Source organism: Paraburkholderia sp. RL17-373-BIF-A (assembly GCF_046030175.1).
Taxonomy (GTDB): Bacteria; Pseudomonadota; Gammaproteobacteria; order Burkholderiales; family Burkholderiaceae; genus Paraburkholderia.
The window spans coordinates 1-15,888 of the sequence record NZ_JARESO010000020.1 but is presented as its reverse complement, the minus strand read 5'-3'; the positions used below and the strand labels follow the sequence as shown (position 1 = coordinate 15,888).

18 protein-coding genes are annotated in these 15,888 nt (G+C 64.2%); 13 read left to right on the top strand and 5 right to left on the bottom strand.

The annotated features are described in order from the left end of the window. Nucleotides 1-51: 51 nt before the first annotated feature. Nucleotides 52-969 (bottom strand): transcriptional regulator GcvA, encoded by a 918-nt coding sequence (locus tag P0D80_RS24100; protein WP_408287024.1) that lies wholly within the window; start codon nt 967-969, stop codon nt 52-54. 97 nt (nt 970-1,066) lie between these two features. Between P0D80_RS24100 and P0D80_RS24095 the strand changes: the two genes are divergently transcribed. Together P0D80_RS24095 and P0D80_RS24090 are read left to right on the top strand one after the other, a co-directional pair. After that, complete coding sequence (locus tag P0D80_RS24095) at nt 1,067-1,636, top strand: chromate transporter (protein WP_408287022.1); 570 nt, start codon at nt 1,067-1,069, stop codon at nt 1,634-1,636. After that, a complete protein-coding gene (locus P0D80_RS24090; RefSeq protein ID WP_132383722.1) occupies nt 1,633-2,163 on the top strand; it encodes a chromate transporter in 531 nt (176 codons plus the stop codon). Before P0D80_RS24095 ends, P0D80_RS24090 begins: the two co-directional genes overlap by 4 nt. A 59-nt stretch (nt 2,164-2,222) precedes the next feature. On the opposite strand, the gene P0D80_RS24085 is transcribed toward P0D80_RS24090, so the two are convergent. Then, nucleotides 2,223-3,749: an AMP nucleosidase gene (locus tag P0D80_RS24085; protein WP_408287020.1), complete on the bottom strand. Its 1,527-nt coding sequence runs from the start codon at nt 3,747-3,749 to the stop codon at nt 2,223-2,225. A 199-nt stretch (nt 3,750-3,948) separates the two neighbouring features. On the opposite strand from P0D80_RS24085, the gene P0D80_RS24080 reads away from it, so the two are divergent. The 7 genes from P0D80_RS24080 to P0D80_RS24050 all read left to right on the top strand — a co-directional run bounded on the left by P0D80_RS24080 (nt 3,949) and on the right by P0D80_RS24050 (nt 9,807). Next, a complete protein-coding gene (locus tag P0D80_RS24080) occupies nt 3,949-4,344 on the top strand; it encodes a hypothetical protein (protein ID WP_132383720.1) in 396 nt (131 codons plus the stop codon). A gap of 225 nt (nt 4,345-4,569) precedes the next feature. Beyond that, a complete protein-coding gene (locus P0D80_RS24075; RefSeq protein WP_408178495.1) occupies nt 4,570-5,565 on the top strand; it encodes a homoserine kinase in 996 nt (331 codons plus the stop codon). After that, nucleotides 5,556-6,362 carry a BPSS1780 family membrane protein gene (locus P0D80_RS24070; RefSeq protein WP_132383716.1) on the top strand — a complete coding sequence of 269 codons (807 nt, stop codon included), beginning with the start codon at nt 5,556-5,558 and terminating at the stop codon, nt 6,360-6,362. Before P0D80_RS24075 ends, P0D80_RS24070 begins: the two co-directional genes overlap by 10 nt. A gap of 170 nt (nt 6,363-6,532) precedes the next feature. Continuing rightward, nucleotides 6,533-6,985 (top strand): MarR family winged helix-turn-helix transcriptional regulator, encoded by a 453-nt coding sequence (locus tag P0D80_RS24065; RefSeq protein WP_408287018.1) that lies wholly within the window; start codon nt 6,533-6,535, stop codon nt 6,983-6,985. A gap of 174 nt (nt 6,986-7,159) precedes the next feature. Then, nucleotides 7,160-7,579 carry an organic hydroperoxide resistance protein gene (locus tag P0D80_RS24060; RefSeq protein ID WP_408178493.1) on the top strand — a complete coding sequence of 140 codons (420 nt, stop codon included), beginning with the start codon at nt 7,160-7,162 and terminating at the stop codon, nt 7,577-7,579. Between the two features lie 218 nt (nt 7,580-7,797). Continuing rightward, a complete protein-coding gene (locus P0D80_RS24055) occupies nt 7,798-9,294 on the top strand; it encodes a cryptochrome/photolyase family protein (RefSeq protein ID WP_408287017.1) in 1,497 nt (498 codons plus the stop codon). 54 nt (nt 9,295-9,348) lie between these two features. Then, complete coding sequence (locus P0D80_RS24050; protein ID WP_408287015.1) at nt 9,349-9,807, top strand: TspO/MBR family protein; 459 nt, start codon at nt 9,349-9,351, stop codon at nt 9,805-9,807. 85 nt (nt 9,808-9,892) lie between these two features. Here P0D80_RS24050 and P0D80_RS24045 read toward each other — a convergent pair whose 3' ends face one another. Continuing rightward, nucleotides 9,893-10,069, bottom strand: a complete 177-nt coding sequence (locus P0D80_RS24045) for a DUF3563 family protein (RefSeq protein ID WP_132383708.1) — start codon at nt 10,067-10,069, stop codon at nt 9,893-9,895. A gap of 107 nt (nt 10,070-10,176) precedes the next feature. Then, the gene (locus P0D80_RS24040) at nt 10,177-11,370 is read right to left on the bottom strand and encodes an extracellular catalytic domain type 1 short-chain-length polyhydroxyalkanoate depolymerase (protein ID WP_408287013.1); all 1,194 of its coding nucleotides are present in this window, start codon (nt 11,368-11,370) and stop codon (nt 10,177-10,179) included. 411 nt (nt 11,371-11,781) lie between these two features. Between P0D80_RS24040 and P0D80_RS24035 the strand changes: the two genes are divergently transcribed. The 4 genes from P0D80_RS24035 (at nt 11,782) to P0D80_RS24020 (ending at nt 14,793) form a co-directional block, all read left to right on the top strand. Then, the gene (locus tag P0D80_RS24035) at nt 11,782-12,483 is read left to right on the top strand and encodes a phosphatase PAP2 family protein (RefSeq protein ID WP_408287012.1); all 702 of its coding nucleotides are present in this window, start codon (nt 11,782-11,784) and stop codon (nt 12,481-12,483) included. A gap of 135 nt (nt 12,484-12,618) precedes the next feature. Beyond that, nucleotides 12,619-13,392, top strand: a complete 774-nt coding sequence (gene modA, locus P0D80_RS24030; protein ID WP_408287010.1) for a molybdate ABC transporter substrate-binding protein — start codon at nt 12,619-12,621, stop codon at nt 13,390-13,392. Between the two features lie 23 nt (nt 13,393-13,415). Beyond that, nucleotides 13,416-14,090 carry a molybdate ABC transporter permease subunit gene (gene modB / locus P0D80_RS24025; RefSeq protein WP_132383700.1) on the top strand — a complete coding sequence of 225 codons (675 nt, stop codon included), beginning with the start codon at nt 13,416-13,418 and terminating at the stop codon, nt 14,088-14,090. 1 nt (nt 14,091) lies between these two features. Beyond that, complete coding sequence (locus P0D80_RS24020) at nt 14,092-14,793, top strand: sulfate/molybdate ABC transporter ATP-binding protein (RefSeq protein WP_408287008.1); 702 nt, start codon at nt 14,092-14,094, stop codon at nt 14,791-14,793. A 24-nt stretch (nt 14,794-14,817) separates the two neighbouring features. Here P0D80_RS24020 and P0D80_RS24015 read toward each other — a convergent pair whose 3' ends face one another. Continuing rightward, nucleotides 14,818-15,654 (bottom strand): TOBE domain-containing protein, encoded by an 837-nt coding sequence (locus P0D80_RS24015; protein ID WP_408287006.1) that lies wholly within the window; start codon nt 15,652-15,654, stop codon nt 14,818-14,820. Between the last annotated feature and the right edge of the window lie 234 nt (nt 15,655-15,888).

The window sequence follows — 15,888 nt, the reverse complement described above, 5'->3', positions numbered from 1 at the left end:
GCTCTTGCGCGAGGTGGACGCAAGGCAACGCAGTGCATGAACACGCGCACGCTAACGGGCGGCCTCGAGGCTGCCCGTTTCCATTTCATCGGTTTGATCGCCTTGCGCTTGCAGCCATTCGCAGAACTGCGCCACTAACGGTGCATCCGCGACCTCGCGTCTCGCCACCCACCAGTAGCCGCGTGCATCGATACGCGGACCCGCCAGCGGCACCACGAGCCGTCCCGATGCCAGTTCATCCGCCAGCAAGGGCAACGGACCGAGCGCCACGCCGAGCCCGTCCACCGCGGCCTGCAAGGCCAGATAGAAGTGATCGAACGATTGCTTCTTCCGGCATTTCACCGTCACCCCAGCCGTCGATAACCAGTTGCGCCAGGCATCCGGACGCGTATCGGAATGCAGCAGCACGTGCCGCGCGAGATCGTCGGCGACCTTGATCGGCGAACGTTGCAATAACACGGGACTGCACACCGGAATCTCGGTCTCGCCGAGAAAATGGCCGCTCGCGCAGTTGGCCCAATGCGCGGGACCGCGCCGCACCGCGACGTCGAAGCCATCCAGCGTCTCGACCGGCGCGTTCGACGTCGCCAATCTCAGCTCCACATTCGGCACCTTGCGCTGGAACTGATGCAGGCGCGGTAGCAGCCATTTCATCGCGAAAGTGGGCAACGCATTCACGCGCAGCATACGGACGACGCCGGTGTCACGCAGTTGATCCGTCGCGAGCGCGATGCTGTCGAACGCAGCCTGAACGGTGGACAGGTAGCGGCGCCCGTCATCGGTCAGGCGCACGCGCTTGCCGCGACGCTCGAACACCTGCACGCCGAGCCACGTTTCGAAAGCGGCGACCTGCCGGCTGATTGCACCGTGCGTCACATGCAATTCGTTCGCGGCGGCGGTGAAGCTCTCATGCCGCGCCGCGGCTTCGAAGGCGCGCAGCGCCGGAAAAGGAGGAAGGTTTCGGGCCATGCTTGTGATTCTAGATCACAAGGCGGTGCTCAAAAATCGTTTTGCTCGACGCCGGTTCGGCGCTAACCTCCTGAGCTTGAACTGGAAGCTAACCAATATGGACCACGATCTCACCTCGTCCGAGCCCGTGCTGGCGCCTACGCCCACATTGCGGGAAATCTTCGGCGGCTTTCTCGGCCTCGGGCTGATCTCCTTCGGCGGCGCACTGCCGCTGGCGCGGCGCGCATTGGTCGAACAACGCCGCTGGCTGAGCGCCGACGAATTCACCGACTTGCTGGGCCTCTGCCAGTTTTTACCGGGCGGCAACGTGATCAATCTCTCGGTGGCGATGGGCATGCGCTTTCGCGGCGTGCCGGGCGCGCTGGCCGGCCTGCTCGGACTGATCGCGGGGCCGTCGCTGGTGGTGATCGGCCTCGGCGTGCTGTACGAGCACACGCAAAACGACCCGTACGTTCGCCATCTTTTCGCGGGTCTTGCCGCCGCCGCGGCCGGCCTGTTGATCGCGATGGCCGTGAAAATCCTGCTGCCGCTGCGGCGTAGCCCAATGGCCGCGCTCATCGCGGCACTCGGCTTCATTGCGATTGCGATCATGCGGCTGCCGCTTCTGCCCACCATGCTGGTGTTGACGCCGCTCAGCATCTATATCGCGTCGAGGAGGGCACGATGAACGAGACGCTCATTGCCCTCGCCGTTATTTTCAGTCAGCTTTCGCTGCTCGCGTTCGGCGGCGGCAATACGATTCTTCCGGAGATGCAGCGTCAGGTGGTGGACGTGCATCACTGGATGCCGGCCAGCGAATTCAGCGCGCTATTCGCACTCGCGCAAGCCGCGCCGGGGCCGAATCTGATGATCGTCACGCTGATCGGCTGGCACGTGGCCGGTTGGGCGGGCATGCTGGTGACGTCGGTGGCGAAGTTCGGGCCGTCGTCGCTGGTGACGATCCTCGCGGTGCATGCATGGGAGCGATTCAAGGACCGCCCGTGGCGTCGCTACGCGCAGTTGGGACTGATGCCGGTGACCGCCGGCATCATCGCGGCGAGCGCGGCGCTGATTGCCGAAGCGTCGAACACGACGGCCATCGCGTGGGCGATCACCTCCTTCACCGTTGTCATGGCGATGACGACGCGCATTCATCCGCTGTGGCTTCTGGCGGTCGGCAGTTTGATCGGGCTGGCGGGCTTCGGGCAGCTTTGACTTTGATCGAGCACGAGCGCGCGGAAGCGGCGCTCGCCCTTGTCTGCCCAAGAAGCCGCTTACTGAAACGCGACTTCCGCGAAGCTGCGCAGCTTGCGGCTATGCAAACGATGCAGCCCGTTCATCCGCAATAGCTCCATCGCCTTCACGCCGATCTGCAGATGCTGATCGACCTGCGCGCGATAGAACTGATCCGCCATGCCGGGCAGCTTCAATTCGCCATGCAAGGGCTTGTCCGACACGCACAGCAAGGTGCCGTAAGGCACGCGGAAACGGAAGCCGTTCGCGGCAATCGTCGCGCTCTCCATGTCGAGTGCAACCGCGCGGCTTTGCGAGAGCCGCTGCACCGGCTCGCGATGATCGCGCAATTCCCAGTTGCGGTTGTCTACGCTCGCCACCGTGCCCGTACGCATCACGCGCTTCAATTCGACGCCGTCCAGCTGCGTGACCTGTGCGACCGCGCGCTCCAGCGCCACCTGCACTTCGGCGAGCGCCGGGATCGGCACCCACAGCGGCAGGTCGTCGTCGAGCACGTGATCCTCGCGCACATAGCCGTGCGCCAGCACATAGTCACCGAGACGCTGCGTATTGCGCAAGCCCGCGCAGTGGCCGAGCATGATCCACGCATGCGGGCGCAGCACGGCGATGTGATCGGTAATGGTCTTCGCGTTCGACGGCCCGACGCCGATGTTGATCATCGTGATGCCGCTGCCGTCCGCGCGCTTCAGGTGATACGCGGGCATCTGCGGCAAACGTGGCGGCGCCGTGCCTTCCTGCTCCTGTTCGCCGAGATTCGCGTTGTACGTGACCACGTCGCCGGGCTCGACGAACGACGTGTATTCGCTGCGATAGGCGCGCAGTTCCTCGTCGCCGGTATGGGCCATCATCGTGCGGCCGAGTTTGACGAATTCGTCGATATAGAACTGGTAGTTCGTGTACAGCACGTAGTTCTGGCAATGCGTGGGCGAGGTCGCCGTATAGTGCTTCAGCCGATGCAGCGAGAAATCGACCCGCGCCGCGGTGAACAACGCGAGCGGATGCGGCTCGCCCGGCAGCGGTTCATACGTGCCGTTGACGATGCGATCGTCGAGCAGCGCCAGGTCCGGCGTGTCGAACACATCGCGCATCAGGAACAGGCGCTCGCGATCCAGATCGCCTTCGAGGTGGATGCCTTCGGCGAAAGCGAAATGAATCGGAATCGGCTGGTCCGACACGCCGACTTCGATCTGCACGTGATGATTCTTTGCCAGCAGGCGCAATTGCTCGCGATAGTAGTTGCCGAACAGATCGGGCCGCGTGACCGTCGTCTCGAACACGCCCGGACCCGCGACGAAGCCATACGAACGGCGCGAGTCGATATGCGTGTTGACCTCGGTGCACACCCGCACGAACGGATAGCAGGCGCGTACCCGGCGTTCGAACAGTTCGTTGCGGCGATAGCGCGCGAAGGCGTCGCGCAGAAACGAAGTGTTCGCTTCGTAGATCGCCGAGAGGCGGGTGACGGCCTCGGTCGCGTCGTCGAAGGATTCGGTTGGGAAGCTGTTGGCGGGAGTCTGCACCGCGCGTTGATTAGTATCGTTGTTCATCTTCATTCGCCTCTAATGATGAGGCCACATTACCACGGAACCGTGACTCGCCAAATCACCTGGCGGTGCTGCAACACACGCTACGGCACCGCTCGCAAGATTGCGCGCACGCCGCACGAAAGCGGCGCAAAATAAGGCGATCGCGCCCGAGGACCAGGTGGGATTTGCTAGAATCGGGGCACCATATTGGAGAATCACCATGAAGCCGCTCCTTCCCGTCGCCGTTGCGCTGGCCCTCGCCTTCGGCAACGCCGCGATGGCTGCCCAGCCTGTCGACGATACACCGGCTCCCGGCGCGCCCCAGTCCGCCAACGAACGGGCCGGTTTGCCCGATCTGGAAAAGATCAATCGTCCGGCCGCCGAGGTCAGCTCGAAGGTTGAAATCAACGTCCCGCGCACGCCGAGCTTCTACGAACGCAGCGCCAACGGCACCGAAATCACCGAATACCGCGACAAAGGCAAGCCCGTCGAAATCAACGTGCATTCGAATCTCGGCACGCGCTATCAGATGAGCGCGCCGCTCGACACGTCGCCCACCGTGCGCGACAACGGCCGTGCAAGCACGCGTTTGCCGTCGGTGCACCTGGCCTATTGATGCATGCCGGGGCGGCGCCCCGGTGTGGGGGCCGCCCCGATCCAGGCGCCCGCGAGGCGCCGTCCCGGGCCTCAGTCTGCTTGCCGGGTCTCACGCTGGTGGTAAGGCGTTGAAATGCCGCAGCGTTTCACGGCCCCGCAAGAACGCTTTTCCGATACCGAATTTGCCGCACATCGCACTGGCCGCACCGCGCCAGCCCGACCAACCTGATCTGACGTTTCCCGCATGGCTGTCTTCACCGCTGTCACCGAACCCCAACTTGCAGAATGGATGAGCCATTACGATCTCGGCGACGTCGTCGAATTTCGCGGCATTTCCTCCGGTATTGAGAACAGCAACTTCTTTCTGACGACGACGCGCGGCGAATACGTCCTCACGATTTTCGAAAAGCTGACGGCCGAACAACTGCCGTTCTATCTCGACCTCATGCGGCATCTGGCTGCGCATCGCGTGCCGGTGCCGGACCCCATGCCGCGCGAAGACGGCGCGCTGTTCGGCACCTTGCATGGCAAGCCCGCCGCCATCGTGACCAAGCTCGAGGGCGCGCCGGAATTGGCGCCGGGCGTCGAACACTGCATCGAAGTCGGGCAAATGCTGGCGCGCATGCACCTGGCAGGACGCGACTACACGGGCTATCAGCCGAATCTGCGCAGCCTGCCGTGGTGGCAGGAAACCGTGCCGACCATCCTGCCGTTTCTGGAAGGCGAGCAACGCGATCTGCTGTCGTCGGAACTGGCGCATCAGGAAGCTTTCTTCGCCTCGGCCGATTACGCCGCGCTGCCCGAAGGCCCCTGCCACGCCGACCTGTTCCGCGATAACGCCATGTTCGCGCACGCCGCGCCGGACACGGGCCACGAAGTGCGCCTTGGCGGATTCTTCGACTTCTATTTCGCCGGCTGCGACAAGTGGCTGTTCGACGTGGCGGTAACGGTCAACGACTGGTGCGTCGACCTCGCCACCGGCAAACTCGACGACGCGCGCACCGAAGCCATGCTGCGCGCCTACCAGACCGTGCGCCCCTTCACCGTCGAAGAAAACCGCCATTGGGGCGACATGCTGCGAGCGGGCGCGTACCGCTTCTGGGTCTCGCGCCTGTATGATTTTCATTTGCCGCGCGCGGCCGAACTGCTCAAACCGCACGACCCCGGCCATTTCGAGCGCATTCTGCGCGAACGCCTAACCGGCGTTGCACTTCCAGGCATCCATACCTCATGCAACTGATCGAAGTCCCCGCGAAAGCCGGCTATGTGTGGTTCCGGCAGGGTATCTGGCTGTTCCGCAAGAACCCGCTCGCGTTCCTGACGCTGTTCTTCACCTATCTGCTGGTGATGACGCTCGTGTCGCAGATTCCGGTGGTCGGCGGCGTGTTGCCGCTCGCCTTCATTCCGGGCGTCGCGGTCGGCTTCATGGCGGCGTGCCGCAACACGATCGCCGGCAAACCGGTGTTTCCGACCATTCTGGTGGACGGCTTTCACTCGTACGGCCCGGTGGTCGCCAAACGGCTGCTGGTGCTCGGCGTGCTCTACGTCGTCGCAATGGCGCTGGTGCTGGCCGCTTCGGCACTCGCCGACGGCGGCATGCTGCTGAAGGTCATGCTCGGCGCCGCCGCGATGGATCAGGACGCGATCGCCAACAGCAATATCCCGCTGGCGGTGATCACGGCCTTCGCGGTCTACATTCCGGTGGCGATGATTTTCTGGTTCTCGCCGATTCTCGCCGCGTGGCATGACGTGCCGCCCGTCAAGGCGATGTTCTTCAGCCTCGTCAGTTGCTGGCGCAACCGCGGTGCGTTTATCGTGTTCGGCGCGCTGTGGTTCGCGGTGGCGTTGACGGTGTCGCTCGGCTTGTCGGCGCTGATGCAGGCGCTGGGCGCGGGCGACTTCGCGTTTGCGATCCTGATGCCCGCCACGATGATCGTCACCACGATGCTGTACTGCTCGTTCTACGCGACCTATCGCGGCTGCTTTGGCGTGCAAACGCCCGAAGCACCGGACTTGCCGACCACACCAGCGGCTTGAGTTCCGTTCGGGCGCGGGCGCTGTTCTGGCGCCCGCGCCTGTGCTGCCCCTCGGCAGCGCATGCCCTCGCCGTTTCCTGAATCTCCAGCTGCACTCGTCAAACTGTGCCGATTTGCGGCACAATGGTTTGCGCGCAATCCATTTGCACGCTCTTTTATACGAGATGCACCATGACCCAGCGCCCCGCTTTGCCCTTCACGCTCGACGAGCAACTCTGCTTCGCCCTCTACTCGACCTCGCTTGCCATGACGAAGGCGTACAAGCCGCTACTGGATAAGCTGGGCCTCACGTATCCGCAATATCTGGCCATGCTGGTGCTGTGGGAGAGCGACGACGTCACGGTCAAAGACATGGCCGCGCGCCTGAACCTCGACTCGGCGACGGTCACGCCGCTGCTCAAGCGCCTCGAGACACAAGGGCTGCTGGAGCGGGTGCGCGGCGTCGAAGATGAGCGTCTCGTGTATATCCGGCTCACCAAAGCCGGCACGGCGCTCAAGCGCCAGGCGCGCGAAGTGCCCGCGGAAATCTTGTGCGCAACCCAGCAGACGCCCGAATTTCTGCTGCGTTTGCGCGACGACCTGACTCGCCTGCGCACCACCCTCAACGATTACATGGACCTCTAGTCGGCCCGTTGCAAAACGTGCGCTATCGCTATGATGCAAAAATTCATTTGCACACAAATGATTTGTGTACTATCTTACTCACATGCCGCTGCGACAGCGCTCCGCCAGAACGGCGGGCTCGGCAAAGAGCGGCAAATTTGCAGATCCTGACAACCCAGACATAGGAACAGCACCATGAACATCCTCTACAAAGCAAGCGCAACGAGCACCGGTGGCCGCGACGGCCGTGCAGTATCGTCGGACAATGCATTGGACGTTAAGCTGGCAGCACCGCGTGAACTGGGCGGCACCGGCGCAGCAGGTACGAATCCGGAACAACTCTTTGCAGCAGGCTACTCGGCGTGTTTCCTGAGCGCCATGAAGTTTGTCGCCGGCCAGAAGAAGCAGACCTTGCCGGCGGACACGCAAGTCACGGCGGAAGTCGGCATCGGCCCGAACGACAAGGGCGGCTTCGCACTCGACATCGATCTGCGCGTCTCGCTGCCGGGTCTGGACGCCGGCGCGGCCAAGGAACTGGTCGAGGCAGCGCATCAGGTCTGCCCGTACTCGAACGCCACGCGTAACAACGTCGACGTCCGCTTGCAAATCGCGTAAGCGACGGATTCGATGCATCGCTAAAGAACCGCTTGAGCGGCGCGGAAAACCTCACCGCCTGCCACGCACGGCGCCCGCACCCTGCACAATAGGGGCGGGCGCTGTGCCGTTTGCGGACGCGGCATGCGATGTGCGACGCAGGGCCATACCGTCGCGTGCAGCGCTCTCGGCCGGCGATAGCGCGGGCATCCAACTTAGTTCCACTCTCCACGTTCCTGATGACACGCGTCCGACAACTGAACGACTCCTTCGACACCGGTCTGGTCTGGTTTCGCCGCGACCTGCGCAGCACGGACAACGCCGCGCTCTACTACGCGCTCAAGCATTGCGAGCGCGTGTGGTGCGTATTCGTGTTCGACACGACGATCCTGCAGCCGCTGGTCGACGCGTGGCAGGCTCGTCATCCCGATACGCAGCCGCAGGATCGCCGCATCGAGTTGATTCTTGGGGCGCTGGGCGAACTGGATGAAGCATTACGCGCCAATGGCGGCGGCTTGATCGTGCTGTACGGCGACCCCAGCGACCTGGTGCCGAAGCTCGCCGACGAACTCGGCGTGGACGCGGTTTTCGCGAATCACGACTACGAGCCGGTCGCCATCGGGCGCGACGAGACGGTCCGCGAGCGGCTCGCTGAAGCTGGACGCCAGTGGCTGACGTTCAAGGATCAGGTGATTTTCGAGCGCGACGAGGTGCTCACCGGCCAGAACAAACCGTTCACGGTATTCACGCCGTACAAGAACGCATGGCTCAGGCAACTGACGGTCTTCGATCTGAAGCCGTATCCCGTGGAAACCTACACGAAGCATCTGGCCGCGCCGTCGAAGCTGGACCGCCGGTTACCGACGCTCGCTCAACTCGGCTTTGCGCCGAGCAACCTGGCGGAACTGGACCTGCCCACCGGCATGAGCGGCGCGCAGCATCTGCTCGACGACTTCGCGACGCGTATCGACAGCTACAAGGACCGGCGCGACTTCCCCGCCGCCAAAGGCCCGAGCTACCTGTCGATGCATCTGCGCTTCGGGACGGTCTCGATTCGCACACTTGCGCGCCTCGCCCACGAGATGTCGCTGCAACCCGACGGGCAAGGCTCCGCGACGTGGCTGTCGGAGCTAATCTGGCGAGACTTCTACTTCATGATCCTGGCGCATCATCCGCGGCTCGCAAGCGGCGCGTCGTTCAAGGAAGAGTACGACCGGCTGCGCTGGGAACAGGGCCCGGAGGCGGACGAAGCGTTCGCCGCGTGGTGCGACGGCCGCACGGGCTACCCGCTCGTCGACGCCGCGATGCTGCAACTGAATCGCACCGGCTATATGCACAACCGCTTGCGGATGGTGACAGCGAGCTTCCTGGTGAAGGATCTGGGCGTGGACTGGCGGCTCGGCGAACGGTACTTCGCCGAACAGTTGAACGACTTCGATTTCTCGGCGAATAACGGCGGATGGCAGTGGGCGGCGTCGACGGGATGCGACGCGCAGCCTTATTTCCGGATCTTCAATCCGATCACGCAGTCCGAAAAATTCGACGCCGAAGGACGCTTTATCAAACGCTATTTGCCCCAGCTCGCGAAGCTGCCGTCGAAGTGGATTCACGCGCCGTGGCTGGCGGGAGCGGACCGGCTCGCGGAATTCGACGTGGTATTGGGCAAGGACTATCCGGCACCGATCGTCGACCATGCCGAAGCGCGGGCGCGCACGCTGGCCCGTTTCGGCAAGTGAGCACCCGCTTACGCCGCTTTGCTTTGATTCTAGATATCTGAGGGAGACTCGGGGATGCGCCGATTGCCGTCGCTGCTGGTGTTTCTTGTTTTGGCGTTCGCAGCCGCGTTCGTTGCGAGCCGGTTTTTGCCTGACGCCTGGTACGTGGCGCTGCAAAAGCCCGCGTTCAATCCGCCGGACTGGGTGTTCCCGCCGGCGTGGTCGGTGCTGTATGTGCTGATGGCGATTGCCGCCTGGCGCGTGTGGAAACGCGACGGCCTGAGCGCATCGATCGTTTTATGGCTGGTGCAGTTGCTGTTCAACGCGGCCTGGATGTGGCTCTTTTTCGGCCTGCATCGACCGGGCGTGGCGCTGGCCGATATTTTGATACTGCTGATATTGATCGTCGCGCTGACATGCGCATTCTGGCGACGGGACCGCTGGGCAGGCGGACTATTGATGCCCTATGTCGCCTGGGTGGCGTTCGCCGCGGTGTTGAATCACGCGTTGTGGCAATTGAATCCGGCTGTCTGAGCGCTTGCGACAATCTGCGACAGCTTGGGCGCCTCACCCGAACACCGGCGTCGCAATCCGCGCCGATGTTTTTGACTTGCGCAGCTTAGTGCTGGCTCATCCACGACGGTTGGCGAAGGTTCGCCTCACGGTCCAGCTTACGCATACGGAATTCCAGATCGTACAGATCCGTTGCTTCGGCGAGGAAAGCGTCAGCGCGTTCTTTCGCGAGTTGATCGGGCGATTTGGTCAGAAACAGAAACAGGCGGCTAAGCAGATACATGGTCAACCTCGGCAATGAGTTTAGGCGGTAACGCCTAAGGGATAACCCGTATTATAGGGAAAACCCTAGGACCGCGCCAGCACTCATTTCGAAGTGTTGCTCCAACGTCACCGTGCGCCCGCTGAGGCCGCTGCGTCGGCTTCCGCGATACGGCCTGTGCCTGTGCGGCGCTGGTGCTTGAAAAATTCCCACACCATGGCGCTTGCGTCGGGACCTTTGGCTGAATGAAACGGCACGGCGTCGTCGCCGCCGCTCCAGGCATGGGCAAGCCCTTGCACACGGCACAGCCGCACCACGCGCCGTCCGCCGCGCAGGTAGTCGCGCATGACCACGCCGCCCTTGCGGTCCTCGCGGACTTCACCGGATTTGCGCGCGCCGTTCTGGTCGACGATGCGGTTCAAACGGAGAAACTGCACGGCCAGTTGGTCGGCATTGATCGGCGAGACCACATGGTCGGCGTCGCCGTGGATGATGATGGCCGGCATGCCGGGGTAACGCGCCACGTCGGCGGTTTCGTCGACCAGTTCGGCCGGTTCGCGGCGCGCACCGCGCCGCATCACGTCCATCGCCGCGACGCCGGAACGCGCCTCGCCGAAAGCGGGGCCGGAATGCAGCGCGACCGCTGCGAAATGCTCCGGATAGTTGACGGCCAGAAGCGCCGTCAGGCCGGCGCCAGCAGAGATTCCGGCGACGTACACGCGCTCGCTGTCGAAACCATGCTGCGCGACCAAGGCGTCCACCAGCGACACCACCGCTCGCGCTTCGGCACCGCCGGCGCTATCGCCGGCGTCGTACCAATGCCAGCAGCGGTGCGAGTGCACGTGCTTCGACTGTTCCGGATAGACCACGGCAAAGCCGAAGCGGTCGGCGAGCACGTTCATCCGCGTGCCTTCGGCGAATTCGTCGATCGACTGCGTGCAGCCGTGCAGCATCACCACCAGCGGCATGGCCTCGAGCGCATGGCCCGTCGGGACATACAAGCCGTACTGAAGATGATTGACGAGCCGGCCGGGCGCGGCGGGCGCCGAGTGGAACGAGCGCGTCCACGAGCCGCTTGCCCATGCCGACGCGCGCGGACGCACCCGTGACTCGCGGGCGGCGGCGCGCGGCACTTCGCGCTTGGCGGGCGCACGCACCACCGCATCCAGCTTGACCGGGCGAAGTTTGGTGGACGGCTTACTGGTGGCGGGCCGGGCCGGTCGCGTCGTGGTGCGCTTGGTGGTTTTGCGGGCGTGCTCGGTTTGGATCGCGAGCAGCCGCTTCAGACCGCGCAGCCAGATTTTCGATAGACTTTTTGCCATTGGCGGAAAACCTCGCAAAAAGGGACAGGGTCCGTCCGGTAGAACGGCGCTTTGTTGTGCAATGCACAATAACACCAATCCTCATGCGATGCTGGAACCCTGGAATCCTATCCGGGACCGAGTTTTCCGCTCGGCTAACCTTGTCACGAGGCTGGCGTCAAAGCCCGGCAAGGCTCGTCCGCTGTTTATCTGCCATTTGTCGGCCGAATCTTTATCACTTGTTCGTCAGCTAACGTTAAGCGGCAAAAAGCTACGTGCGCGGCGCGCCGCCCTGCAGCACCCGTCTATACTGGCGGTTGATTCTTTGCCGCGCGCGACTTACGCCGCGCCGGCCGAGTCGGCGATTTGCGCCGCTCGCGCGTTAACCCACCACCAACCCGATTCTACGCGGCCTTGGTCGCGCTTTTTGCCATGCCCGATTTACCTGCCCACCTTTGGTATTCGATCACCAGCCTCGGCGGCGCCGGCATGACGCTGCCGCTCGCGTTTGCCATCGCGGTGTGGCTGGCGGTCGGCTACACATGGCGGATGGCGGCGGGCTGGCTGCTACTGCTCGGCGCAGCCATCGGCATTGTGACGGTGACGAAGCTGGCATTCCTCGGCTGGGGTGTCGGCGTGCGAGAGCTGGACTTCACCGGCGTCAGCGGCCATGCCATGCTGTCCACCGCGGTCTATCCGGTCGTGCTGTTCCTCATACTGTTGCCGGCGCGTCCAGGCATCCGGCTTGCCGGCGTGCTGCTCGGCCTTGCCGCGGGGATCGCGGTGGGGTTGTCGCGCGTCGTGCTGAGCGCTCACTCGCCGTCTGAAGCCATTACCGGCTGCCTGACCGGCGCCTTGGCGGCGCTGGTGTTCGTCCGCCTCGCGTGGCATGCGGAGCCGGGCCGGCTGTCGGTTCTGCCCGTCGCCGTCAGCATGATGGTCCTCGCGGTGCTGGTGCACGGCGTGCACGTACCGACGCAGCGCTGGGTCACGCATATCGCGCTGAAAGTGTCCGGTCATGACCGGCCGTTCATTCGCGCGAAGTGGAAGGCGGTACGCGATGTCCGTCCGGCCACGGCGCCGCTGTCGCAAACGCTCAACACGCTGGCGCCGCCGCATTCGTCCGACGCCTGAATCATCTCCCGTTGCTCGACGAGCCGCTTCATGCGCACGGCTGAATAATTGTCATGGGCCACCGTTATAACCTTTCATATATTACGATAGCGTTTTAACCCGCCGATCCGGTTCACGCCGGACTTCCAATCCTTCATGACACTCTCCCGCCGCCTTCTGAAGCACGCGCTGTTCGTCGCCAGCGCTGTCTCCGTCGCCATCAGCGCCAACGCGCACGCCGACGAACTGGTGGTTTCCGCCGCCGCCAGCCTGACCAACGCGTTCAAGGCGGTCAGTGAAGTGTTCGAGCAGCAGCATCCGGGCACCAAGGTGCTGCTGAACTTCGGCGCCTCCGACGTACTGATGCAGCAGATCGTCAAGGGCGCGCCCGCCGACGTGTTCGCGTCCGCGGATCAAAAGGCCATGGACAAGGCCGCCGCCGAAAAAGTGATCGTGCCGGCCACGCGCCGCGACTTCGCCGCTAATTCACTGGTGCTGATCGTGCCGACCGACAGCCATTTCGCGCCGACCGGTCTGAACGATCTGACTTCGGCGAGCGTGAAGCGCGTCGCGTACGGCGATCCGGCTTCCGTGCCGGTCGGCCGATACACCCAGGGCGCTCTGCAGGCCGCGGGCGTGTGGGATGCGGTGAGCGCGAAGGCGGTGCTGGCCTCGAACGTGCGTCAGAGCCTCGACTACGTGTCGCGTGGCGAAGTCGACGCCGGCTTCGTGTTCAGCACCGACGCCGCCGTCATGCCGGACAAGGTCAAGGTCGCGCTCAACGTGCCGACGCAAACGCCGATCACCTATCCGATCGCACAAGTGGAAGGCAGCCGCCACGCAGCGGACGCGCAAGCGTTCATGAACTTCGTGCTGTCGCCGGCCGGCCAGGCCGTGCTCGCCAAGTACGGCTTCAAGCCCGCGCACTAACTTCACCGGGACGACTCACGCTCATGCAACAGGCCTGGATTCCGCTTCTGCTGTCGTTGAAAGTGGCGGGCTGGGCCACCGCGCTCAATCTGGTATTCGGCGTCGCGGCGGGCTTCGGTTTGTCGCGCTGGCGCTCCGGCGCGCGCGACGTGATCGACTCGCTGCTGATGCTGCCGCTCGTCATGCCGCCCACCGTGCTCGGCTATTACCTGCTCGTTCTGCTCGGACGGCGTGGCGTGATCGGCGGCTGGCTCGACCGCTTCGATATCCAGTTGGTGTTCACCTGGCAGGGCGCGGTGATCGCGTCGACGGTCGTGGCGTTTCCGCTCGTACTGAAATCGGCGCGCGCCGCCTTCGAGGCCGTCGATCCGCAACTCGAGCGCGCCGCGCGCACGCTCGGCGTCAGCGAAACGGCCGTGTTCTTTCGCGTGACGCTGCCACTCGCCGCGCGCGGCATTCTCGCCGGCGGCCTGCTGGCGTTCGCGCGGGCGCTCGGCGAATTCGGCGCGACGCTGATGATCGCGGGCAATCTGCCGGGACGCACGCAGACGCTGTCGGTAGCGGTGTATTCAGCCGTGCAGGCCGGCGACGACAGCACCGCGAATTTCCTCGTGCTCGTGACCTCGGTGACGTGTGTCGTGATCCTGTTGCTCGCGGGGCGTCTCGTGCCGCAGCACACGTTGTTGAAGTCAGGTTGATATGCTGCTCGCCGTCGACATCCGCAAGACCTTCCAGAGCGCCGAGCGCCGCTTCACGCTCGACGTCGCCTTCAAGGCGACCTCACAACGCGTCGTGCTGTTCGGGCCGTCGGGTGCGGGCAAGAGTCTGACGTTGCAGGCTATCGCCGGCCTGCTGCGTCCCGACGAAGGCTCGATCACGCTGCATGGCAACGCGCTGTTCGACAGCGCGCGCGGCGTCGATCTGAAACCGCAGGCGCGCAAGCTCGCCTATCTGTTTCAGGATTACGCGCTATTTCCGCATCTGAATGTGCGGCAGAACATCGGCTTCGGTTTGCAGCAGGGTTGGCTCAATCCGCGCAAGCGGATCGCGCATCCGCAGATCGATTACTGGCTCGATGCGCTGGAGTTGAAGAGCGTGGCGGGCAATCATCCGGCGCAGCTTTCCGGTGGACAAAAGCAGCGCGTGGCGCTGGCGCGAGCGCTCGTCGCGCAACCTCAGGTGCTGTTGCTGGACGAGCCGTTTTCGGCGCTCGACAGCGCCTTGCGTCAGCGCATGCGCCGCGAGTTGTCCGATCTGCAGACACGGCTCGATATTCCGATGGTGTTGATCACGCACGATCCCGACGATGTCGCCGCTTTCGGCGATCAGGTCGTGCAGGTCAGCGATGGCTGCGTGCGCGAGGATCATCCGTTCGCCGGCTATGCGCACAGCGAGCCTTGACTCGATCGTTAGCGTTTCGCGCGCTCAGTCCTTTACCCCGAGAATCACACTCGACGCCTTGAACGCGGCGACGGCGCTCCCGCCTTCCACGAGGCCGAGCGTGTCGACGCTCTCATTCGTGACGACCGCGGTAATCACCGCGCCGCCATCCAGCACCAGCGACACCTCGGCATTCACCGCGCCGCGCTTCACGCTCTGCACCGTGCCGCGCAACTGATTGCGCGCCGAGAGTTTGAGCGGCGCGCCGCTTTCGTTGTCGACGAGCAGCACGACCCACGACGCCTTGATTAACGCGAACGCCGCCGCGCCCTCGACGAGGCCCAGCGTCTCGGTGCTTTCATGCGTGATGACCGAGACAATCGCATGGCCGCCGGGCAGCGTCAGCACGACTTCGTCGTTGACGGTGCCGCGCGTGATCGCCGACACCGTGCCATACAGCTGATTGCGCGCACTCGTCTTCACGCCGATGCGGCCAATCAGATCCCAGTCCGTCGCGAATCCTTCGATCGCCGCGCCCGCGCGTTCGAGAAAGCGTTGGTGCTCGCGCTCCACCGCACGAAACGTCTCGATCAGCTTGACGGCGCGCGGCGTCAGCGTGGTGCCGCCACCGCCTTTGCCGCCGGTCAGGCGCACCACGAGCGGCTCGCCGGCGAGATTGTTCATCGTATCGACGGCATCCCACGCGCCTTTGTAGCTCATGCCGACGGCTTTGGCCGCGCTGGTGATCGAGCCGGTCTCGCCGATCGCCGCGAGCAGCGCGATCCGCGACGCGCCGCCGAGCGTCTGCGCGCCCGCCTGAAACCAGACGGAACCGCCGAGCTCGAGATTGTCGCGGGAAGGATCGGTGTGGTCGGATGTCATGGCGAGGAGCGGTCGATGAGCGAGGAAAGGACGACGAATCATTATAGCGACGCTGACTCGCGTCACCGGCCGCGCAGCCAGCCGACTTCGAAGCGGGATAGATGGGATACTTTCAGTTCGACGCTTCGAACACCACGCCCTTTGCATTTTCGGGGGGGGGGGGGGGGGGGCGGGGCCGGGGGCGGGGGGGGCCCGCCCGCCCCGGGGCGGGGGGGGGGGGGGGGGGGGGGGGGG